At 36.0% G+C, this 20,330-nt stretch carries 23 protein-coding genes; 12 read left to right on the top strand and 11 right to left on the bottom strand.

What is annotated here, in order from left to right; translation table 11 throughout:
• Positions 1-18 precede the first annotated feature (18 nt).
• The 4 genes from K4G57_RS04170 to K4G57_RS04155 are packed head-to-tail and all read right to left on the bottom strand — an operon-like array spanning position 19 to position 2,185.
• Positions 19-849 (bottom strand): energy transducer TonB, encoded by an 831-nt coding sequence (locus tag K4G57_RS04170; RefSeq protein ID WP_236033200.1) that lies wholly within the window; start codon positions 847-849, stop codon positions 19-21.
• A complete protein-coding gene (locus tag K4G57_RS04165; RefSeq protein ID WP_221531836.1) occupies positions 839-1,405 on the bottom strand; it encodes a hypothetical protein in 567 nt (188 codons plus the stop codon). Before K4G57_RS04165 ends, K4G57_RS04170 begins: the two co-directional genes overlap by 11 nt.
• On the bottom strand, positions 1,402-1,761 hold the full coding sequence (fliN, locus tag K4G57_RS04160) for a flagellar motor switch protein FliN (RefSeq protein WP_221531837.1): 360 nt from the start codon (positions 1,759-1,761) through the stop codon (positions 1,402-1,404). Before fliN ends, K4G57_RS04165 begins: the two co-directional genes overlap by 4 nt.
• Before the next feature lie 10 nt (positions 1,762-1,771).
• A complete protein-coding gene (locus K4G57_RS04155; protein ID WP_221531838.1) occupies positions 1,772-2,185 on the bottom strand; it encodes a hypothetical protein in 414 nt (137 codons plus the stop codon).
• Between the two features lie 164 nt (positions 2,186-2,349).
• Between K4G57_RS04155 and recA the strand changes: the two genes are divergently transcribed.
• Genes recA through K4G57_RS04120 form a run of 7 tightly spaced genes read left to right on the top strand, consistent with a single transcriptional unit; the run spans position 2,350 to position 8,116 of the window.
• Positions 2,350-3,378: a recombinase RecA gene (recA, locus tag K4G57_RS04150; RefSeq protein ID WP_221531839.1), complete on the top strand. Its 1,029-nt coding sequence runs from the start codon at positions 2,350-2,352 to the stop codon at positions 3,376-3,378.
• Between the two features lie 18 nt (positions 3,379-3,396).
• On the top strand, positions 3,397-4,668 hold the full coding sequence (gene eno, locus K4G57_RS04145) for a phosphopyruvate hydratase (RefSeq protein ID WP_221531840.1): 1,272 nt from the start codon (positions 3,397-3,399) through the stop codon (positions 4,666-4,668).
• Positions 4,668-4,913 carry a hypothetical protein gene (locus K4G57_RS04140; RefSeq protein WP_221531841.1) on the top strand — a complete coding sequence of 82 codons (246 nt, stop codon included), beginning with the start codon at positions 4,668-4,670 and terminating at the stop codon, positions 4,911-4,913. Before eno ends, K4G57_RS04140 begins: the two co-directional genes overlap by 1 nt.
• Complete coding sequence (locus tag K4G57_RS04135; RefSeq protein WP_236033201.1) at positions 4,910-5,692, top strand: AMIN domain-containing protein; 783 nt, start codon at positions 4,910-4,912, stop codon at positions 5,690-5,692. Before K4G57_RS04140 ends, K4G57_RS04135 begins: the two co-directional genes overlap by 4 nt.
• The gene (locus K4G57_RS04130) at positions 5,679-6,170 is read left to right on the top strand and encodes a shikimate kinase (protein ID WP_221531842.1); all 492 of its coding nucleotides are present in this window, start codon (positions 5,679-5,681) and stop codon (positions 6,168-6,170) included. Before K4G57_RS04135 ends, K4G57_RS04130 begins: the two co-directional genes overlap by 14 nt.
• Positions 6,167-7,216, top strand: coding sequence for a lipopolysaccharide heptosyltransferase II (gene waaF, locus K4G57_RS04125; RefSeq protein ID WP_221531843.1), 1,050 nt, complete (start codon positions 6,167-6,169; stop codon positions 7,214-7,216). Before K4G57_RS04130 ends, waaF begins: the two co-directional genes overlap by 4 nt.
• A 36-nt stretch (positions 7,217-7,252) precedes the next feature.
• Positions 7,253-8,116, top strand: a complete 864-nt coding sequence (locus K4G57_RS04120) for a menaquinone biosynthesis family protein (RefSeq protein WP_221531844.1) — start codon at positions 7,253-7,255, stop codon at positions 8,114-8,116.
• Positions 8,117-8,166: 50 nt separating this feature from the next.
• On the opposite strand, the gene K4G57_RS04115 is transcribed toward K4G57_RS04120, so the two are convergent.
• The 7 genes from K4G57_RS04115 to K4G57_RS04085 all read right to left on the bottom strand — a co-directional run bounded on the left by K4G57_RS04115 (position 8,167) and on the right by K4G57_RS04085 (position 15,339).
• A complete protein-coding gene (locus K4G57_RS04115; protein WP_221531845.1) occupies positions 8,167-8,586 on the bottom strand; it encodes a DUF1104 domain-containing protein in 420 nt (139 codons plus the stop codon).
• Between the two features lie 82 nt (positions 8,587-8,668).
• Positions 8,669-9,994, bottom strand: a complete 1,326-nt coding sequence (locus K4G57_RS04110) for an RNA polymerase factor sigma-54 (RefSeq protein ID WP_221531846.1) — start codon at positions 9,992-9,994, stop codon at positions 8,669-8,671.
• Positions 9,991-10,713, bottom strand: coding sequence for an LPS export ABC transporter ATP-binding protein (gene lptB, locus K4G57_RS04105; RefSeq protein WP_221531847.1), 723 nt, complete (start codon positions 10,711-10,713; stop codon positions 9,991-9,993). The genes K4G57_RS04110 and lptB overlap by 4 nt, the downstream gene beginning before the upstream one ends.
• Positions 10,713-11,120 (bottom strand): tRNA (adenosine(37)-N6)-threonylcarbamoyltransferase complex ATPase subunit type 1 TsaE, encoded by a 408-nt coding sequence (gene tsaE / locus K4G57_RS04100; protein WP_221531848.1) that lies wholly within the window; start codon positions 11,118-11,120, stop codon positions 10,713-10,715. Before tsaE ends, lptB begins: the two co-directional genes overlap by 1 nt.
• Positions 11,121-11,128: 8 nt before the next feature.
• The gene (locus tag K4G57_RS04095; protein WP_221531849.1) at positions 11,129-12,964 is read right to left on the bottom strand and encodes a DNA polymerase III subunit gamma/tau; all 1,836 of its coding nucleotides are present in this window, start codon (positions 12,962-12,964) and stop codon (positions 11,129-11,131) included.
• A gap of 81 nt (positions 12,965-13,045) precedes the next feature.
• The gene (locus tag K4G57_RS04090) at positions 13,046-13,717 is read right to left on the bottom strand and encodes a response regulator (protein WP_221531850.1); all 672 of its coding nucleotides are present in this window, start codon (positions 13,715-13,717) and stop codon (positions 13,046-13,048) included.
• Positions 13,714-15,339 carry a sensor histidine kinase gene (locus tag K4G57_RS04085; protein WP_221531851.1) on the bottom strand — a complete coding sequence of 542 codons (1,626 nt, stop codon included), beginning with the start codon at positions 15,337-15,339 and terminating at the stop codon, positions 13,714-13,716. The genes K4G57_RS04090 and K4G57_RS04085 overlap by 4 nt, the downstream gene beginning before the upstream one ends.
• Before the next feature lie 186 nt (positions 15,340-15,525).
• Between K4G57_RS04085 and K4G57_RS04080 the strand changes: the two genes are divergently transcribed.
• From K4G57_RS04080 to K4G57_RS04060, 5 genes are all read left to right on the top strand, one after another.
• The gene (locus K4G57_RS04080; RefSeq protein ID WP_221531852.1) at positions 15,526-15,843 is read left to right on the top strand and encodes a c-type cytochrome; all 318 of its coding nucleotides are present in this window, start codon (positions 15,526-15,528) and stop codon (positions 15,841-15,843) included.
• A 31-nt stretch (positions 15,844-15,874) separates the two neighbouring features.
• A complete protein-coding gene (locus tag K4G57_RS04075; protein WP_221531853.1) occupies positions 15,875-16,945 on the top strand; it encodes an alanine racemase in 1,071 nt (356 codons plus the stop codon).
• A gap of 94 nt (positions 16,946-17,039) precedes the next feature.
• Positions 17,040-18,077, top strand: a complete 1,038-nt coding sequence (locus K4G57_RS04070) for a D-alanine--D-alanine ligase (protein ID WP_221531854.1) — start codon at positions 17,040-17,042, stop codon at positions 18,075-18,077.
• Complete coding sequence (locus tag K4G57_RS04065; RefSeq protein WP_221531855.1) at positions 18,077-18,811, top strand: alpha/beta fold hydrolase; 735 nt, start codon at positions 18,077-18,079, stop codon at positions 18,809-18,811. Before K4G57_RS04070 ends, K4G57_RS04065 begins: the two co-directional genes overlap by 1 nt.
• Before the next feature lie 53 nt (positions 18,812-18,864).
• Positions 18,865-20,325, top strand: a complete 1,461-nt coding sequence (locus K4G57_RS04060) for a Mur ligase family protein (RefSeq protein WP_221531856.1) — start codon at positions 18,865-18,867, stop codon at positions 20,323-20,325.
• Positions 20,326-20,330 lie beyond the last annotated feature (5 nt).

The raw sequence follows: 20,330 nt of genomic DNA, 5'->3' as shown, positions 1-20,330 counted from the left end.
TAAAAACGCAAATTATATCTAATAAATCCGATACATCACACGAATGCGGATTTTTGTTTTCTCGCTTGGGTAGGGATAGTCTTTATAGGCAATTCTAATGGTATGCAAGGAATTATCATCAAGAAGCGTATAAGAACTTGAGTGTAAAAGTTTTAAATCTGTAATATCTCCATTTGGATACAGATAAAACTCCACGATATTATCGCCCTCTTGTCCGATTTTTCCAGCAATTGCTGGGTATTTTAAATAACGTTGTGTGATTTTTCCAATTTTATCTAAATTGCTTTTAATAAACTTTTGCGCATTTGGGCTTAAAGAGCCAAACTCAGCTCCATACAAATCCTTAATTTGCTCTGTTTGCTCACTTATCCCAAAGTCATAAATAGAAGGCGATGAGAGATTTTTTTCTAACGCACTTAAATTGGAAGTTTTAGAAGCTTGACTTGGTTTAGCTTGTGTGGCTTTGGCAGTTTTTATCTCTTTAAGTTTAGAATCCGCTTCCATTTTGGATTCTTTCTTTTGCGCAATGCGAGGTTTTTCTTGTGGTTTTAGCTCTTGTTTTTGTGGAATTTCTTTTTTAATCTCTTGTTGCATTGCTTGTTTTTTAGACTCCAAACTTGCTAAGGATTCCACACTTTTAGAATCTTTTGTTTTAGATTCCATGTTTTGTGAAGCTTCGCCTTGTTGAAATTTAAAATGCTTCAAACTCACACGCTCACCCTGTTCACTCCCCATTTGAGGAGGATTGTAGATATTTTCAAGTTTTGCTTCAAAACGCAAAAAAAGCAATAAAAAAAGAATGCAATGGATAAGTAGAGAAAGAGAAAGAGCAATTAGATTATTTCGCATTGTTTTGATTGTCTTGGTCTAACATATCCTTAAATGTGCTTTTAATTTCATAAGAATCAATAAGCGTTGTATCGTTGGGATTTAAAATCACCAAATAACGTTTGTTGTATGCCTCAAAAACAACTAACTTACTTTGCACACTTAGTGCGGTTACAGACTGCACGTCAATTTGCCCCTCACTCTCATTAGCGTCTTTATTAAAAAACCTAAAAGAGCCTGTGCGCACTTTTAACTTTGGGACGTTTAGTCGGTTTTTCACATACCATAAAAAAGCAAGTAAGCCTAGTAAAATTAAAATCACGCCAAAATATTGGAATCCACTAATGCCCTCAAGTGGAGAGCGTCCTGTTTCAAAGGGAAACAAGTTTTGCGATTCCGCATTAGAATCATGCAAAGGTGGCAAAATCAGAGCGTCTTTGGGTGTAGTCTTATTCGTGGTAAAATCAGGAGAGATGCTAGTATTTACAGCACCGCTTTGCTTAATAGCACTTTCAACATTATCTGCAAATGCAAAAATCCCAAAAAATAAAAATAACAATAAACAAATAGGCTTCATACAGTGCTTATACTCTCACGTGTTAAATAATAAATAATTGCATTAGAATCCAAGATCTCATTCACACGAATTGCAAGGTTTTTCTCATACACCATAACCTCGCCCTTACCAATAATCCGCCCGTTGATAAAAATCTCCACACTCTCCCCTGCTGGTTTTTGCAAATCAATAATTGACCCTTTTTCAAACTGCAAAATTTCTGAAAGTGGAACCTTTGTAGAGCCTAGCTCGGAACGAAATACAACTTCCATATCCAAAAGCCCACCATAGTTATTCATAATCCCTTCTAAGTAACGTGCTAAATCCTCTTGCTTAGGTGCTTGGATTTTTGCGAGTGTAAATTCATCTGCTGGCATATTTTTCCTTTTATGTGTGCATAAATAATGAACAAAGTGCGCCATTTAGCTCAAAATTTAAGCAACGCGATTGCACATCTTGAAACTCTCCAAAACCAAAAGCACGCGGTGTTGTGATATTAAAACTCACATTCTCTCTAACAGCTAATACTTTTGCTAAACCTATTGTTAAGTTTGCTAATTCTTGCGATAAATCACGCAACTCTAAATCATCAGACACATTCTCTCCAAATAAGCAAAATCCTAAAGATTCTAAAAATTCCTTAGAGCTTACAAAGGTAATGGCATTACGTCTCCCATCTTCAAACGCAACATCAATATTTGAAAGATAACCTTTTAAAAGTTTGCCCTCAACGCGCAATGGAGTTGCTCCTAGCGTATCTTGAAGCACCTGCACAAACGCCCTTTCAATAATCAAATCCATGATACTACCCTCTTTTTGTAAAATTTCATTATAGCTAAAATTTATTAAACTTTATGTGAGATATACAACCCTAGTATAGTGCGTTAATTTTTCAAAAATTCCACATTATTGCATTTTTTTATGTTATTTAGCTAGAATAAAGTTTTTATTTTTTAGGAGAAAAAATGGCTTTAGATGAGAATAAGCAAAAAGCAATTGAGCTTGCCATTAAGCAAATTGATAAAGCCTTTGGCAAGGGTGCGCTTATAAGACTCGGTGACAAACCTGTGGATAAAATTGATGCAATTAGCACAGGCTCTTTGGGGCTAGATATTGCACTAGGGATTGGCGGAATCCCAAAAGGCAGGATTATTGAAGTATATGGTCCTGAAAGCTCCGGAAAAACAACACTTGCCTTGCAAGTTGTAGCAGAGTGTCAAAAAGCAGGTGGAATCTGCGCTTTTATTGACGCAGAACATGCACTTGATGTAACCTATGCAAAACGTTTAGGTGTAGATGTAGAGAACTTGCTTGTCTCACAACCAGACTTTGGTGAGCAAGCACTAGAAATTTTAGAGACACTAACACGTAGTGGCGGCGTGGATTTAATTGTCATTGACTCTGTTGCAGCACTGACTCCAAAAAGTGAAATTGATGGCGATATGGGAGACCAACATGTTGGTCTTCAAGCGCGTTTAATGAGTCAAGCTCTTCGTAAAGTAACGGGCGTGATTCACAAAATGCATACCACCGTTATTTTTATCAATCAAATCCGTATGAAAATCGGTGTTATGGGGTATGGAAGTCCAGAGACAACAACAGGAGGAAATGCACTAAAGTTTTATGCAAGTGTGAGAATTGATGTGCGCAGAATCGCTTCTTTAAAACAAGGCGAACAAAACATTGGGAATCGTGTTAAAGCAAAAGTTGTAAAAAATAAAGTTGCCCCACCCTTTAGAGGAGCAGAATTTGACATTATGTTTGGAGAAGGGATCAGTAAAGAGGGTGAGCTTATTGATTATGGCGTAAAACTTGATATTGTGGATAAAAGTGGAGCTTGGTTAAGCTATGGAGATAAAAAACTTGGGCAAGGCAAAGAAAATGCAAAAATCTTTTTAAAAGAAAACCCAGAAATTGCACAAGAAATTGAAGAAAAAATCAAAGCTTCCATTTCCATTACAGATGATTTATCAAATAATAATACTGAAGACTAACAAGATAAGGATAAAAATATGGTTTATATTGATGATATTAGCGCACAAGAAGTATTAGATAGCCGTGGCAACCCGACGATTAAAGCAACGGCTCTTTTAAGTGATGGGAGTGTTGCAAGTGCAATTGTCCCAAGTGGTGCAAGCACAGGAAAAAGAGAAGCTTTGGAGCTTAGAGATGGCGATGAGAGATTTTTAGGAAAAGGTGTCTTAAAAGCATGCGAAAATGTCCAAACAAAAATTGCAGAAGAAATCATCGGGCTAAGCCCTTATGACCAAGTTGCAATTGATAATCTTTTAGTTGCTTTAGATGGCACAGAAAATTTCTCAAATCTAGGAGCAAATGCAGCATTGGGTGTTTCAATGGCAGTTGCTAGAGTCGCTGCACAAAGTCTAAATATACCACTTTATCGTTATTTAGGGGGTGCAAATGCTCTTACCCTTCCCATCCCTATGCTAAATATCATCAATGGTGGAAGCCATGCAGATAACACAGTGGATTTTCAAGAATATATGATTATGCCAATAGGCTTTAATAGCTTTAGTGAGGCAATGCGTGCAAGTGCAGAGATTTACCAGCATCTCAAAAAAATCCTAAAAGATTCCAAACATATCACAAGTATAGGAGATGAAGGAGGATTTGCTCCTAACCTTAAAAACAATGAAGAGCCTATCCAAGTTATTTTAGAAGCCGTGAGAAAAGCTGGATATAAAGAGGGGGAGCAAATTGCAATTGCACTTGATGTTGCAAGTAGTGAGTTTGTTAATGACAAAGGAATCTATTGCTTAAGGGGAGAAAATAGAGAGCTATGCGCAGAAGAGATGATTGAATATTACGAAAAACTCATTGCTAAGTATCCTATTATCTCTATTGAAGATGGGCTAAGCGAAGACGATTGGAGTGGATGGGAGAAACTCACCCAAAAGCTTGGCAACAAAGTGCAACTAGTAGGAGATGATTTGTTTGTAACAAATGCAAAGATTTTAGCACAAGGTATTGAAAAAAACATCGCAAATGCTGTGCTAATTAAACCAAACCAAATTGGAACAATCACTCAAACTATGGAAACAATCCGCCTAGCACAGCGCAATTGTTACCGCTGCATTATGAGCCACAGAAGTGGAGAAAGTGAAGATACATTCATCGCCGACTTTGCTGTAGCACTAAATACGGGAGAAATTAAAACAGGCTCTACTGCTAGAAGTGAGAGGATGGCAAAATACAATCGCCTCTTAGCTATTGAAGGCGAACTTAGTGCGCCTGTGTATCTAGGAAAACAACTCTTCAAATAATGGAATCGCTAGAGTTTAAAAAGGGAGGATTCTACAAGCTTCTGCCTTTTTTTAGCTTTATTTTGTTAGTTTGCATTGTAGGTGTGTATATTGGCAACTTGCTTTTTGGAAACAACTCATTTAGTGTATTATTAGAGATTAACCAGAAAGAAACACAAATGCGTGAAGAAGTTAATCGCCTAATGCACGAAAATGCAACCTTGCAAAAAGAACTTTTTGAATTGAAAGGATTGGAACCAAAATGAAATTTTTAACTCTAATGCTAACTTTTGCTCTAACACTTCTAAATGCACAAACAGAACCCCAAACTGCGCTACCTGAAATTCCAACATTAAGTATTGATACGAATAAACAAAATCTAAGCCCAGCAGAAACCTCCACAGAACCCACAGGGATTATGGAAAATCTAGCTCCAAGAGAGCTTACAAACGCACAAGAAAACAATGCGACAAGAAAAATGCGCGACCCTTTTACACCTATCATCACACCAAAAGATAGCGGGCAAATCACGAATGCACCCCAACTTGATTTATTCACTAAAACTGAATTAATTTTACCCTCTACTGCTAGAAAAATTAAAAAAATTACCCTAGAGTATCAGAATCTAAATGGTTCTATCACAACACTAGAAAAAGAGTTAGAGGGCGATATTGATTGGCATTTTCCCTTAGTTTTAAGTCAAGAAATCCAGCCCAAAACACCTAATATTCCAAACAAGGAAAGTTTTCCATTAGAAGAGTATTTTGACTTTGAAATTACTAAAAATAGCATCTCGCTTAATACACACTTAACACTTCTTAGGGACTTCACTCTTGCGTCTCCTACGCGCTTGATTTTAGATTTTAAAGCACCTAGCAAGAAACCTCTAAAGACATCCTTTACACCAAAGATTCCAACAATTCCGCAAATTAGCCTAAATACGCATTTAGACTTTTATCGCATTACACTAGATTTAGACGGGCAATATAAATATAACCTCACAAAAGACACAAAAACAGGAAATTACAGCATTGAACTCTACTAATTGCGTGCTAATTGGCTTTATGGGTAGTGGCAAAAGCACTATTGCTAGAGCTATCCATAAAGAAAACGGAGCATTAGCAATAGATAGTGATTTGCTTATTGCTTACCAAGAAAACCTAAGCATTACGGAGATTTTTGCAACAAAGGGTGAAGCATATTTTAGAGAGTTAGAATCCAAATTTTGCGACTTCACTGCAAAACACATCACGCATACAATCATTGCCACAGGTGGTGGAATGCCGATATTCTGCAATGTTAAAAAAATGGGAAAGGTATTTCTCTTACACCTTGATTTTGAAACAATTTTTACGCGCTTGAACAACGAAGAAATCGCTAAACGTCCACTTTTTCACAAAAAAGATTCCGCATTTAAGCTTTACAAAGAACGTCTAAAAATCTACCAAAATTCCGCACATTACACTATTGATGCTAATAAAAGTATTCCAAATATCACACAAGAAATCCTAAGCCTTTTATGAATATTTTAATCCGACTTCCAAACTGGCTAGGTGACGCTCTTATGGCAACTTATGGTCTGGAGATTTTGTTTGTAAATTTTAAAAATGCGCATTTTTTTCTTGTTGGTTCTCAAGTTAGCATTGCGCTTTTTGCGCATTATCCTAATGTTACAATCCTAGAAGACACCAGCAAAAAAGGCAAATTCAGAATCCTAAATTTATATAAACTTGCAAAAAAGATTCCGCCTTGCGACCTTGCATTAACTTTTCAAAACAACTTTCTCTCTGCTTTGTTTCTAGCTTTTAATGGCGCAAAACTCCGTGCAGGTTTTGCAAAAGAACTACGAAGCTTTTTATTGCACCATCACCCAAAAAAGCCTAAAAACGCGCATGAAGCAATGCGTTTTGCCCTACTCACCACCTCTACACTAGAACTTCTCAAAAATCCAACAGAGATTATAGCAATTCCAAAAAAACTCTATCTAAAGCCACAGCCCATAAATATCACACTTCCAAGTAATTTTAAAAATTCCAAAATCGCAGGCATTAATGCGGGGGCTGCCTTTGGGGCAGCAAAACGTTGGGAAGAATCCTATTTTGCTAAATGTATAGAATATTTACTAGAGCAAAATTACAAAATTTTACTCTTTGGTGTAGAGAGTGAAAGTCCAATCAATGCAACTATTTTAGAGCATTTACCAACAAAATTCCAACACAATAATGCCATTCTTAATTTAAGCGGAAAAACAAATATTCCAAGCCTGATAGCATATTTTTTACATTTAGACTTACTACTAACTAACGATAGCGGTCCAATGCACATTGCAAGTGCATTAGGAATTCCAACTTTAGCCCTCTTTGGTCCTACAAATGCACAAGAAACTGCGCCATTTTGTGCTAAGAATGCTCAAATTATCTCCCTTGAAACATTAGGAAAAAAACTCTCTTGTATGCCTTGTATGCAACGCACTTGTCCGCTGCTAAAAGATTCCAAAGACTACCACAAATGTATGCGCGCACTCACACCAAACCTAGTCATTAAGGCAATTCAATCCCTTATAAGCTAATTTCAAATAAAATCCCACAGAACTTAGGAGTAAGCCATGAGAACATTGCAAATTGGACATTCACCTGATGCTGATGATTTGTTTATGTATTATGCTATCGCATTTGGCTGGGTAAGCCATCTAGATATTATTTTTCAAAACTGCGCATTAGATATTCAAACACTAAATGAAAAAGCTCTCAAGAGCGCGCTAGATATTTCTGCAATCTCTTTTAGTGTGTATCCTTTAATCTCCAAAGAGCAATGTTTGCTAAGAACTGGTGTTAGCTTTGGCAATGGTTATGGTCCAAAACTCATAAAAACAAAGGGCAAGAAACTTAAACGCAATTTCAAAGTTGCATTAAGCGGAGCACACACAACAAATGCAATGCTTTTTAAAATCGCATACCCTGATGCTAGAATCGTTTATAAAAATTTCTTAGAAATTGAAAATGCTATTTTAAGCGGTGAAGTAGATGCTGGAGTTTTAATCCATGAATCCATTTTACAATACGATGAAAATTTGGAAGTAGAAAGAGAAATTTGGGATATTTGGAGTGAGTTAAATAAGCAAGATTTTCCCTTGCCATTAGGCGGAATGTGTATTCGTCGCTCTTTACCACTAAGTGTCGCAATCACTTGTGAGGAACTGCTAACAAAGGCAGTAAGAGTCGCACTAGAAAACAAACTCCTTCTCTCCAAAATGTTGCTAGAGCGCAATCTCATTCGCGTAGATTCTAAAAAACTTGAAATCTACCTCAACCTCTATGCAAATAAAGATTCCATAAGCCTTAGTCAAACACAATTAAATGCAATAAATGCACTCTTTAGAATTGGCTATGACTACAAAATCTACACACAGATTCTAAATGTGGAGGACTGCTTGATTCCTTCAGAATACGCAAATCTCCGTAACTCTTAAAAGCTTAAAAACAAAAAACTTCAAGCCTCTATAGACGATCTTCCACAGCCCTATTTTCTAGGGCAAGGCGCACAATCTCTGTTATAGCCATCTTTATCATATCTTTTTGGGTGATGATAATCTTTTAATAAACCTTTTTCACGCGCTTCTTTAACACTCATAGAATCAATACGTTTTTGTGTTTCAGCACGGATTGCGTCACGATATTCTCGACGCTCTTTTAATTGCATCGCCTCAAGTGCATTTCGCCTTTGCTCGTGCAATCTAGTTTTAAAAACTTTCGCATCTTTGACTTTCATCTCCTGCGTGCGCTTAAACACTTCCATTTTGTAATCAGGATAATCTTTTGGAGCCACTGTTCCAGACATTTCAATTAGCTTTTCATTACTCACTTTAGAAAAATCTGCTCCAAAAGCACTTATGCTTAACGCACCTGCAAGAAAAACAGCCACTAACATTCTACTTTTCATAAATACTCCTTAATTAAGATGATGCAATTTTATCCCCAAAGTGTAAAGCATGTCTAAAGTGTCCCTAAAGCAAATGTGAAATTCAATCCTCCACTTGTATTTTATAAAGTTTTTTACGATCACTTGAGCTTGCAATATTTAGCTGTGCACGATATTTTGCAATAGTTCGGCGCACCATTGTAACTTTAAATTTCTCTGTTGCAAGCTTTAAAATCTTGCTATCACTTAATGGCTTTTGCTTGTTTTCATTGCGGATAAGTTCTGCTACAAAATCCTTAATCGCAGTATTTGAAGTCTCTTCATCAATAGCAGTTGCAAAGAAGTTTTTAAGCGGAAAGATTCCACGCCCACATTCTAAATATTTATTTGAAATCGCCCTAGAAATCGTGCTTGGAGAGTGATCAAGGTCTTCTGCTAAGTCCTTTAAGGTCATTGGCTTTATCTCACCGCCTTTAAAAAATTCATATTGATAATTTACAATCATTAGTCCGATCTTACACAAAGTCGCTTTACGCATCTCTAGCGCATCTACAAGATCTCGCGCTTCTTTGATTTTAGTCTTAATAAACGCATCTTTTACACTATTTTTCTCATTTTTCTCTTGCTTTTGGATAAGGATACTAGGATAATATTTATCATTAATTTGCACTTGAATATCGTCTTTATCCTCCAAAACCAAAATATCTGGAATCACCGCAACTTCTTTTTGAAAAAAGTCTAGAGCTGGGGGATTTTTAAAACTTTGAATCGCACGCATTGCCTTAGGATACAAAGGATTTTTTTTAAATTTTGTATGCCCTTCTAAATCCTCTAAAATCTCCAAACACAACCCATACACATCACTTGGAACATCAAGATTATCAAGCTGGAATCTAAAAGATTCTATCACATTAAGTGCGCCAATTCCTGGAGGTTCAAGATAAGAAAAGCGCAAACGAATTCTCTCTACCTCAGTAGCACTTATATTTGTCTCTAGCTCTTTACTGCACACATTAGCAATTGTTTCACAATCCCCATCAAAATAGCCTTCATCATCAAGACTTTCAATGATTTTTTTAGCAATTTCTTGGGAGTTTTTTGTTGGAAACAAAGGTGGCTCAATTTGACGCAATAAAACCTCTTCTAAGCTTTCTTCTTGGATACAAAACTGCTCAATTCCATCACCCTCAACATTTCCTCCCTTTGCGCCACGTATTCTTTCTTGATGACGCTTTTTATGTGCCGCACTTTCTGCACTTAGTGAATTTGCAATCCCAGATTTCACTTCAAAATAAGGATTCTCCACTCCAAAACTATTAAGCGTTTCTTCTAATTCACCCATTCCACTTTGCAAAATCGGCAACCAACTTTTCAGTGTTGAAGAGAGTTTTGCTTTTAAGGTTGCAGAAGTTTGTGTGCGGAGTTTCATGCTTTAAAATGTTCACCTAAATAATGTCTGCGCACAAGCTCATTTTGATAAATTGCCTTTGCGTCGCCACTTGCAAGCAAAGTGCCTTTGTTGATAACATATGCCCTATCACACACACTAAGTGTTTCTCGCACATTATGGTCGGTAATCAACACACCAATGCCAAAGCCTAATAATTTTTTAATAATACTTTGAATATCAAGCACCGCAATAGGATCTACACCAGCAAAAGGCTCATCAAGCAAAATAAATTTTGGTCTTTTCACTAATGCGCGTGCAATCTCTACCCTACGTCTCTCTCCTCCACTTAAATTTACCCCCTTACGACTGCGAATTGGCTCAATATTAAATTCTTCTAATAACTCTTCAATGCGTCTCTCTTGTGCTTTCTCTCCCTCAAAGCACACTTCAGCAGCAATGCGCAAATTCTCTTCCACGCTTAAATCCTTAAACACGCTAGATTCTTGCGGTAAATATCCAATCCCAAGCTGTGCGCGTTTATGCAAACTAAGTTTTGTAATATCCTTACTATCAAAGCTAACACTTCCTCCACTTGCATTAAGAAGCCCACAGATGATATAAAAAGTCGTCGTTTTTCCTGCACCATTTGGACCCAAAAGTCCCACAACTTCACCACTTTGCACGCGAATGGAAATATCCCTAATAACCTGTGTTTTTTTAATGGTTTTACTCAAATGTTTCGCTTCTAATGTGTGCATCAATATTCCTCTATGGTATATTTACGCTTTTGTCCTTGTAGCGAAATTACAATGCGACAAAAGGATAAGCCAATTCCTTTTAGAATTTTAGCTAAATTTTCATCACCCCATTCTATAAAATGCCAGCCTTCTTTTTCAATTTCTTCTAAAAATCCCAATGCAAAAAGCGCATTTAAGTCCTTTTGGTAAATATCATAATGATATACTCCATGTCCATATTCTAGGGCGGTTAGATAAGTTGGAGAAGTAACATTTGCCTCTATACCTAGTGTTTTTACCATTGCTTGAATAAGTGTTGTCTTTCCACTTGCTAAAGTCCCGCTTAGCAAATAGATTCCACGACGTTTGGGCAAATCTAAAATCTCTAATAATTGCGGAATCTCATTTTGCGACAAGATAAGTTCCATTGTGTGCCTTAATGAGATCCCACGGAATCCATAGGAATTGCACGCACTTTAATTTGCTTAATATCTAATAATTCTTGCGCACTTTGCAAAAGTGGTGTTTGCAAAGCTTGTGTAACTTCCCTTTGAACTTGCTCTTGTGAAGAAAGAGTAGCGGAATCTTGCAAATTTAGCTGTGTATTTGTTTGCACATTTTCTTGCGTTTGAGATATAGAATCTTGTGCGCCTTTGGAATCTAAAATTTTGGATTCTGCATTTTGCACTTCATGTGGATTGCTAATATTTTTAATTTGTGTTTGCATTCCAAAAACTTCTAATACATAGCCTTTAATAATACTATAAGCCTTAATTAAACGCTCTCTGCCCTTATCTGCAGACAGTGTTTCCCAAGTTAGCACAGAATCTTGAAAGCTAACAAAACGCACATCTTTAGTAAAAATCTCGCCCAAATCATAATTATGTGCAGAAATCTTTTGTTTTAAAAGTTCAAAAAGGGCTTTTGCGTGCTCTTGGGCAGAATCTTGCGCACTTTTGGATTCTGTTGTTTTGCATTTTGCATTTTTAGACACTTCTTTTGGAGTTTCTATAACTTGGGATTGCAGTGTCTTAGATTCCCTAGCTAGAATCGCTTGAGCTTCTAGTTCTGTATTTTGCTCCCTAATTTCTAAGGCTTCTAGTCTTGGTGTTTCTATTTTCTCCTCTTGAGAATCTATTTTAGATTTCACATTCTGCGCCCCTGTGTCTGCCCATATTTGCGGTTTTAGCGGACTCTCAAAAAAATCTCTCTCTAAATGCTCAATTGCAATCTCAATACTTTCAACCTTTAGAGCCTCTAGCATTTTAAATGCGCTTAGTGTTAAAACAAACTCACTCTCCGAACCTAAAAACAATAATTCCTTAGCCTGTGTGATAATTCTAAAAAAACGATCCACAAGCAAACTAGAATAGCGCATATCATCGCCCTGTAAAAGCCTATCTTTTAAGAAAATGCTCATCTCATCTAAGAGTATTCCGCATTCATACTCAAAAAAGCCTTCAAGCACGTTAAGCAATGCTTCTCTATCTTGTGCAAAAACACACTCAAAAAGTGTATTTAAACTCTCTACATTAATAAGTCCTAGCATATTTGCACACACTTCAGAAGTAACATTGTAATTTGAATAAATAATGGCTTGATCAAGCAATGTAAGGGTATCACGTAAAGAACCCGCTCCGCTTCTTATAAGCATTTTAAGTGCTTCTTCTTGATAAGGAATCTGTTCATTTTTTAAAATCTTTTTTAAATGCTCAAAAATATGTTTATCAGAGATACGTTTAAAGCGAAAGTGTTGGGTGCGACTCAGGATTGTAGCGGGCAGTTTTAGGGGATCTGTTGTTGCTAAAATAAATTTCACATACTCTGGTGGCTCTTCTAGTGTCTTTAATAATGCGTTAAAAGCTTCCCTTGTTAGCATATGCACTTCATCAATAATAAAAATCTTAAAACGTCCCATATTAGGATGGTATTTTGTCTGCTCAATCAAATCCCTAATGTCATCAATTTTACGATTAGAAGCACCATCAAGCTCCATAATATCAATATGGCTCATTTTGTGTGGATTTGCAGCTAAGCAGTTTGGGCAAGCTCCACAAGGCTTAGAGCAAGGACCGCTATTGCATTGCAATGCACGTGCAAAAATCCTAGCACTAGAAGTTTTTCCACTCCCACGCAATCCAGAGAATAAATATGCATGCGATAAACGCTTACTATCTAACGCTAAAGAGAGTGTGCGACTAACCGCCTCTTGACCGACAAGCTCATCAAAGTCCATTGGGCGGTATTTTAAGGCTAATGCTTGTTGTTCCATATCCCATCCTAGAGTTAAAAGCGCAATTTTACACCAAGTAAGCCTAAATCTGAGTTAAGTGCAGAATCTAAATTGCGTTCATCACTCTTTATACTGCGCAATATTAGATTGAAATTTGTAGATTTTATTTTTTAAGCGCACAAGTAATCCTGTATCAATGAGCTGACGAAAGGTTTTTACAACCGTAGGCTTACTCACACCCACTTCTTGAACAATATCCTCATAAGAACCATAGAAAATATTTTCATTATCGCTATGCTCAATCAAATATCTAATAATTTCTATTTTCTTGCCACCTACAAAAATAGAAATGGCATTTAATAACACATTTTGCAATCTTATTTCGCTAGCTTGAAACTTCGGCAAAACAGAGCGCAGAATCGTTTTTAAAAGCTCTTCTATATCAATAGGTTTTAATATATAGCCATCAACACGCAACTCAATACAATCTAATAAATAGCGCGTTTCTGTATGCGCGGTTACAACAATAATTGCAACTTCTAAAAGCGGATTTTTACGGATTTCGCGGATTAAATAGATTCCATTTAATTTTGGCATTAAAATATCTGTTATCACCAAATCAATGTTCTCTTGTTTTAAAATCTCCAAAGCTTCCTTGCCATTGCGCGCTATAAAAAGCTTATCTACATAATCCTCAAGCACCATTGATGCAAATTTTAAAATATCTTCTTCATCTTCTACATACAATACTTTAAGATGTTTTAAAATTTTTTCATCATTTTTGCTAATCACTCTCCCTCCTTTTGTATATCTAGTGGAATTGTAATGATAAATTGCGCCCCGCAAGTGCCATCTTTAAATCTACAATCCTGCGCACACTCTCCGCCATTGCACACAATGTTAAATGCATCATCATAGCGCACATTGCGCACTTCAATACTTCCTTGCATTTGCTTTTCTATGATTTGTTTAGACATATATAGTCCAATTCCTGTTCCTACGGATTTATGCTTTGTTGTAAAGTAAGGTTCAAAAATCTTTTGAATATCATCAAGCTTAATTCCACCACCATTATCCATAAATAGAATCCTAACACAATCTTTTGTAGGATTATCTTTATTTTCACTCTCTTGTATGATTTCTGCTAGGATTCTAATTTTTGCCGGCATCACTTCGCGCACCTTTAGCACATCTTCAGAGTTTTTAATAAGATTTAATAACACCTGAGAAAAAGCACTCTTATAACCACAAAGCATAATATTATCAGCACAATCTACGAGGATTTCAATCTCATTTTGTTTCAAAAACGCATCTACTAAAGAGATAGAATCGTAGATATTTTCTCTTAAATTAAAAGGTTCTTTATCGCTTGCAGAGTTAAAGAAGTTTCTAAAATCCTCAATAGTCTGTGACATTCTCTTTGCAATCTTTAGTCCATCTTCAACTTGAATTTCTATAAATTCCTGTGTGAGTTTGCCATTTTGAGATTTGACTTTGAAAGTTTGAATCAACAGCATTAGCGCATTTAGTGGTTGTCGCCATTGATGCGCAATATTTCCTATCATCTCTCCCATACTTGCAAGACGTGCTTGCTGATACATAATTTGGTCTTTTTTGCGACTCTCAAGCACCTCTTTTTCAATATTTTCTTGCAAAGAATTGTTTAAATTTTGTAATTCTTTAGTTTTTTCTTTAACCTTTTGCTCCAGTGTTGCATGTAGATTTTTTATATTGCGCAAAATAAGAAAACTTAATAACATTGTAATAAGCATAATTAAACACATAATTACTAATATTATTTTTTGTAATGCACTATGCAAAGTATTATTCCGCATTTTTTTGACTTCTGTAAATTGCAAGTTTAGATGTGCAATTCTAGAAATCTCATGGTTTAGCAAATTAATACTTTGCTTAACTTCCTCACTTAAAGCTTGAATAGACACATTTTGAGGCTTTTTAGGATTTAAAAATTCCAAATACGTACCAATTTCAGCATCTAAATTCTCCAAATCACTTTGCAATTCCATTTTTTTGCGCAATACAGAATCGTCTTTTGCGAAAAATTGATACACATTTGGTAAAAAATGCGTGGAATCACTTTGATTTAAAAACCTATCTTGCAAAGCTTTGTAGTGATTCCACTGCATAATAATGCTATGCCTTGCTTGCAAAATCTCTTCTTTATTATGGATTCCATGTGTGAGATTTTGCGAGTTATTAAGTGTATGCCTAACCTCCTCAAGTTCCACGAGCGACTGGCTATATTCCATAAAAAGCATATCATAATCATATTTTAAACCAAAGTGATACACGAAGGATACAATGGCTAATGAGAGTAGCCCAGAAGCAATATTAAACACCAAAATCCGCGCTTTATGCTCAAGTGTCGTCCCAAAAATACGAAATATCTGCAAAACTTATCCTTCCTAAAAATAGAATACTTATTGTAACACCAAAAAATGCAACACTTTGCTAACAGAAAATTTTTTGGGTAATTTTAAAACTTCTTTTAAAAATTAAGGCTAAATCTAAATAAATTTTATGATTCTTTTAAGTTAAAAAGTTATTATTACAGACACAAATCAAATAAGGAGTTTCGTATGAAAAAAATTCTACTAGGACTAACACTTGCAAGTGCCTGTTTAATGGCAACAGATGGTGCAGCAATCTACAAAAAATGTATTGCTTGCCACGGCGCAAAAGCTGAAAGAGTAGCACCAGGAAGTAAAGGAGATGTTAAAATTGCTGGTATGGCAAAAGATAGACTCGTAGAGCAACTTAAAGGTTATGCAGCAGGAACAGCAGATAATGGAGGTGCTAAAGCTATTATGTATGCAAATATGAAAAACTTCAAGCTAACAGATGCGGATATTGAAGCAGTTGCAGACTATATCTCAAAACTTCCTCCTGTAAAATAACTCTAAAAACCCCCATTTTGGGGGGCTTTTTATGCCATATTTAGAAATTAGCAAAAACAACTTCTTTTACAATCATAAGATAATTACTAAAGCCATAACCCCTAAAAACTCTGAAAAAATCGCTATTGTGCTAAAAGATAATGCCTATGGACATGGAATTACAGAAGTTGCGACTTTGGCAAAAGAAGTTGGAATCCAAACTGCATTTGTCAAAAATATCCAAGAAGCTCTAAGCATCGCACCTCTTTTTAAAAATATTACCATTCTTTATCCAAACTCACTGCCTAATCAAAGTGCCTTAAAATCCGCACTTAATATTCCACATATCGCTTTTTGTGTACCAAGTTTGGAATCTTTACAAGATTATCCCGCTAACACAAGTATTGAGCTAAAAATAGATAGTGGAATGCATCGTAATGGAATCACCAAAGAACAACTACACGAGGCACTTACAATCATTCAAGCACACAATTTACGTCTCAAAGGAATCTTTACGCATAATGGTTATGGAGATGATTTAAGCAGTGCATTTTATGCACAAAATATAGAATTTTTGGAAATCAAAAAAGAAGCACTAAAGTTGTGTGCGCATTTTAAGATTCCACGCCCTAGGTTTCACTCCTTAAGCTCTTCTGGTGCAATGCGCGCAAGTGCTTTTAATGCAACATTGCCACAAGAATTACAAGATGATTTATTTCGCATTGGAATTGCTTTTTATGGCTACAATTCTGGATCTCTAGAGATACCAAAACTAAAACCAATCGCCTCACTCTTTGCAAACAAAATTTCTACTTTAAAGTTAGAAAAAGGAGCGAGTATCGGTTATAGCGGGGTTAGCACATTAAAAACAAATGGCTCAATTTCTACTTATGATATCGGTTATGGCGATGGACTTTTTCGCTTACGGGAGGGAATGGAATTATATACCGCTGAGGGTTATAGAATCCTACCACGTGCTAGTATGGATTGCATTAGTGTTGAGAGTGATACACCAAAGGTATGCGTATTTAACGATGTCCGTGCTTTTGCTAACGCTTTTAAAACTATCCCTTATGAAATTTTAACACATTTACACGCCTACATTCCGCGCATTATCGTTTAAGATTCCAACTTTATAGTTTGTCTAGTGTGTTTAAAATTCTCCAAACTTTTGGTATGATTTTAAAGTTTTATTTTGCATTTTGAAGGAAAAAATCGTGAATCTTTGTATTTTATTTGGCGGAAAATCCTACGAACATGAAATCAGTATCGTAAGTGCAATCGCCCTAAAAAAGCTACTTCCAGAAGTTAAGCATTTTATTTTTTTAGATTCCAACCATAACTTCTACCATATTATGGCAGAACAGATGCAGTCTAAGTTTTTTAGCAGTAATGCTTACCAAAAAGCCCCAAAAATCTACCCCAAAAAAAATGGATTTTATGTGCACACACTCTTTGGAGAAAAACCCCTAAACTTTCCCACAATCTTAAATCTAATTCACGGAGGTGATGGCGAAGATGGCATAGTGGCTTCCTTGCTAGATTTTTATGGAATCCCTTACATTGGACCGCGCAATCCTGCGTGTGTGCTAAGCTATGACAAGGAATTCGTTAAATCCTTTGCTACAAGTCGTGGTGTAAAAAGCCTCACACACCATGTGCTTTATCGCAATGAAACTCTGCTAAGCGATTTAGAATTTCCTGTGATTATCAAACCCGCACGGCTTGGAAGTTCGCTTGGCATTAGTATCGCAGAATCACAAGCAGATTTACAATACGCCTTAGATAGTGCTTTTGAATATGATGAAAAAGTTGTGATTGAACCCTTTATTGACGGAATCAAGGAATACAATCTTGCTGGATTCAAAGGCAAAGATGGAATGTGTTTTTCTTTCATTGAAGAGCCAGAGAAAAATAAATTTTTAGATTTCGAGAAGAAATATTTGGATTTTTCGCGCACAGGAAATGCTAAGGAAGCCGAGATTAGCGCAGAGTTAAAACAAATCTTGCAAGAGAATTTTACAAAGCTTTATATAAATGCTTTTGAGGGCGCATTAATCCGCTGTGATTTCTTTTTTAAAGATAATGTGTGTTATTTAAATGAAATCAACCCCGTGCCAGGAAGCTTAGCAAACTACCTCTTTAAAGACTTTAGAGCTGCACTAGAAACACTCTTACTTGCACTACCAAAACCAAATGGTATTAAAGTAGATTATGCACTGCTACACCAAATTCAATTTGCAAAAGGTAAATAGTGGCACAAAAGATTCTAACTCACAAGGGAGGAGAGTTTAGCATCTCTTATGCAATACAAAATGCGCAAAATGGAGCAAAACCCCTTGTAATTTTACATGGTTGGGGAGCAAATAAAAATCTTATGCAACAGGCATTTAACGCGCTTTTTAGAGATTTTACACATTATTATATTGATATGCCGGGTTTTGGAAATTCTAAAACTCCTCCCTTTGCTCTAAATACACAAGATTATGCAGAGGTTATGCGCTTAATGCTAGAATCTCTACAACTAGAACCTGCAAAAGTTACGATTATAGGACATAGCTTTGGAGGCAAGGTTGCCACACTCTTAAACCCAAAGATACTAATTTTACTAAGCAGTGCTGGAATCTTAACACAAAAAAGCCTAAAAGTGCGCGCGAAAATTGTCACAACAAAACTTTTAAACAAAGTTCTGCCTAAAAACCAACTATTGCGGAATCTTTTGCGCTCTAAAGATGTGCAAAATATGGACGAAGTTATGTACCAAACCTTTAAAAATGTCGTGGATGAAGACTTTTCAAGCATTTTTAAAAACTTTAAAAACCCTTGCTATATCTTTTGGGGCAAAGAAGATCTTGCCACACCTTTAAGCTCTGGGGAACGTATCCACACACTCATTTATGATTCCAAATTTTTTCCCTTAGAGGGAGACCATTTCTTTTTTCTAAAACAAGCAAAAGAAATTGAGCGTCAATTTTATATAAATTTATAATTTAAATGATTTTCTGTTAAAATTTCGCAATTTTTCTATTTAAGGATTCCTTTTTGCAAGATACTGATATTTTCATAATAGCGACGCGTTGGATTTTTCTTGTAGCTCTTGGCTACTACGCCATAGTCAATCTCCAATGGTATCACTACAAAATTACACGTGTTCTTTTTAAGCACCACAAGCAACGTTGGCATTTGTTCTACTTCGCTCTACCAATTCTCTATTTTATTTTTATTCCCAATAGTGTTTATTTTTATGCTGGGCTTTGTCTTTATTTTCTAGGACTTGGGATTTGGATTTTTAATCTTAGCAAAAAACTCATTCTAACAAGTAGAATATTACGCTTTTTTGGACTCTATATTGTTTTTATTGTTTTTAATGAGCTTTTACTCTTAGGTGTAAATGGGTATTCACCCATGATTCAGTGTATTTACCTCTTGCCTCTGTTTATCTCGATTTTCATCTCCTCTTTAATAGAAAAGATTCTATTAAATCGCTATAAAAAACTTGCCCAAGATAAGCTAGAAAACCTTCCAAATCTTACAATTATTGCAGTTACAGGAAGCTATGGTAAAACTAGTCTTAAAAACTATCTCGCCCAAATCCTACAAGAAAGCTTCAAAGTTTATTCCACCCCACGTAGCGTAAATACTCTAACTGGAATCATTGCAGATATTAATCAAAACCTCTCACCCCTAACAGATATTTACATTGTAGAAGCTGGAGCTAGAGATGTTGGGAATATTAAGGAAATTGTAGATCTTATTGCGCCACAAATTGCTGTTGTTGGAAAAATCGGCGAGGCGCACATTGAATATTTTAAAAGCATTGAAAATATCTACCGCACAAAATACGAGATTTTAGAGAGTAAGCGTCTAAGCGTGGCTTATATCTATAAGGACAATATCCAACCTACAAACCCTCCAACAAAAATCATCAACTTCCCACAAGATCCAAGCGATGTGGAAGCTACACTACAAGGGACGAATTTCTCACTTAAGGTTAAGGGCGAGAAGCTAAACTTCCAAACACGTATTTTAGGGGCTTTTAATGTAATTAACATTAGTGCTGCGATTGCTGTGGGAAGCGACCTTGGAATTAGCAATGAACGTTTAATTAAACAAGCCCAAAAACTAGAACCTATCAATCACCGCCTAAGCAAAATTGTCGTTAATGGTAAGATTATCCTAGATGATAGCTATAATGGAAACCTTGATGGAATGCTTGAGGCAATCCGCCTTTCTTCCTTGCATAATGGCAAGAAGATTATCGTAACTCCGGGACTCATAGAGAGTTCTAAGGAGGCAAACATTAAACTCGCAAGGGCAATTGATACAGTCTTTGATTTAGCCATTATCACAGGAGAACTTAACGCAAATATCTTGCGCTCAAATATTTACAATGCACAAAAGATTCTCCTAAAAGATAAAACAAATATTGAACATATACTAAAATCCACAACGAGTAGTGGGGATTTGATTTTGTTTGCAAACGATGCTCCAAGCTATATTTAGGAAAG

The organism is Helicobacter turcicus (genome assembly GCF_019711685.1).
Lineage (GTDB): Bacteria > Campylobacterota > Campylobacteria > Campylobacterales > Helicobacteraceae > Helicobacter_D > Helicobacter_D turcicus.
Note: the sequence above shows the minus strand (reverse complement) of the source record. Positions and strands in the feature narration are given on the sequence as shown.

What these genes read in the sequence shown, in the direction of transcription:
- K4G57_RS04170 (WP_236033200.1), bottom strand. Translation starts at nt 849, where the DNA reads ATGCGAAATAATCTAATTGCTCTTTCTCTTTCTCTACTTATCCATTGC.
- K4G57_RS04165 (WP_221531836.1), bottom strand. Translation starts at nt 1,405, where the DNA reads ATGAAGCCTATTTGTTTATTGTTATTTTTATTTTTTGGGATTTTTGCA.
- fliN (WP_221531837.1), bottom strand. Translation starts at nt 1,761, where the DNA reads ATGCCAGCAGATGAATTTACACTCGCAAAAATCCAAGCACCTAAGCAA.
- K4G57_RS04155 (WP_221531838.1), bottom strand. Translation starts at nt 2,185, where the DNA reads ATGGATTTGATTATTGAAAGGGCGTTTGTGCAGGTGCTTCAAGATACG.
- recA (WP_221531839.1), top strand. Translation starts at nt 2,350, where the DNA reads ATGGCTTTAGATGAGAATAAGCAAAAAGCAATTGAGCTTGCCATTAAG.
- eno (WP_221531840.1), top strand. Translation starts at nt 3,397, where the DNA reads ATGGTTTATATTGATGATATTAGCGCACAAGAAGTATTAGATAGCCGT.
- K4G57_RS04140 (WP_221531841.1), top strand. Translation starts at nt 4,668, where the DNA reads ATGGAATCGCTAGAGTTTAAAAAGGGAGGATTCTACAAGCTTCTGCCT.
- K4G57_RS04135 (WP_236033201.1), top strand. Translation starts at nt 4,910, where the DNA reads ATGAAATTTTTAACTCTAATGCTAACTTTTGCTCTAACACTTCTAAAT.
- waaF (WP_221531843.1), top strand. Translation starts at nt 6,167, where the DNA reads ATGAATATTTTAATCCGACTTCCAAACTGGCTAGGTGACGCTCTTATG.
- K4G57_RS04120 (WP_221531844.1), top strand. Translation starts at nt 7,253, where the DNA reads ATGAGAACATTGCAAATTGGACATTCACCTGATGCTGATGATTTGTTT.
- K4G57_RS04115 (WP_221531845.1), bottom strand. Translation starts at nt 8,586, where the DNA reads ATGAAAAGTAGAATGTTAGTGGCTGTTTTTCTTGCAGGTGCGTTAAGC.
- K4G57_RS04110 (WP_221531846.1), bottom strand. Translation starts at nt 9,994, where the DNA reads ATGAAACTCCGCACACAAACTTCTGCAACCTTAAAAGCAAAACTCTCT.
- lptB (WP_221531847.1), bottom strand. Translation starts at nt 10,713, where the DNA reads ATGCACACATTAGAAGCGAAACATTTGAGTAAAACCATTAAAAAAACA.
- tsaE (WP_221531848.1), bottom strand. Translation starts at nt 11,120, where the DNA reads ATGGAACTTATCTTGTCGCAAAATGAGATTCCGCAATTATTAGAGATT.
- K4G57_RS04095 (WP_221531849.1), bottom strand. Translation starts at nt 12,964, where the DNA reads ATGGAACAACAAGCATTAGCCTTAAAATACCGCCCAATGGACTTTGAT.
- K4G57_RS04080 (WP_221531852.1), top strand. Translation starts at nt 15,526, where the DNA reads ATGAAAAAAATTCTACTAGGACTAACACTTGCAAGTGCCTGTTTAATG.
- K4G57_RS04075 (WP_221531853.1), top strand. Translation starts at nt 15,875, where the DNA reads ATGCCATATTTAGAAATTAGCAAAAACAACTTCTTTTACAATCATAAG.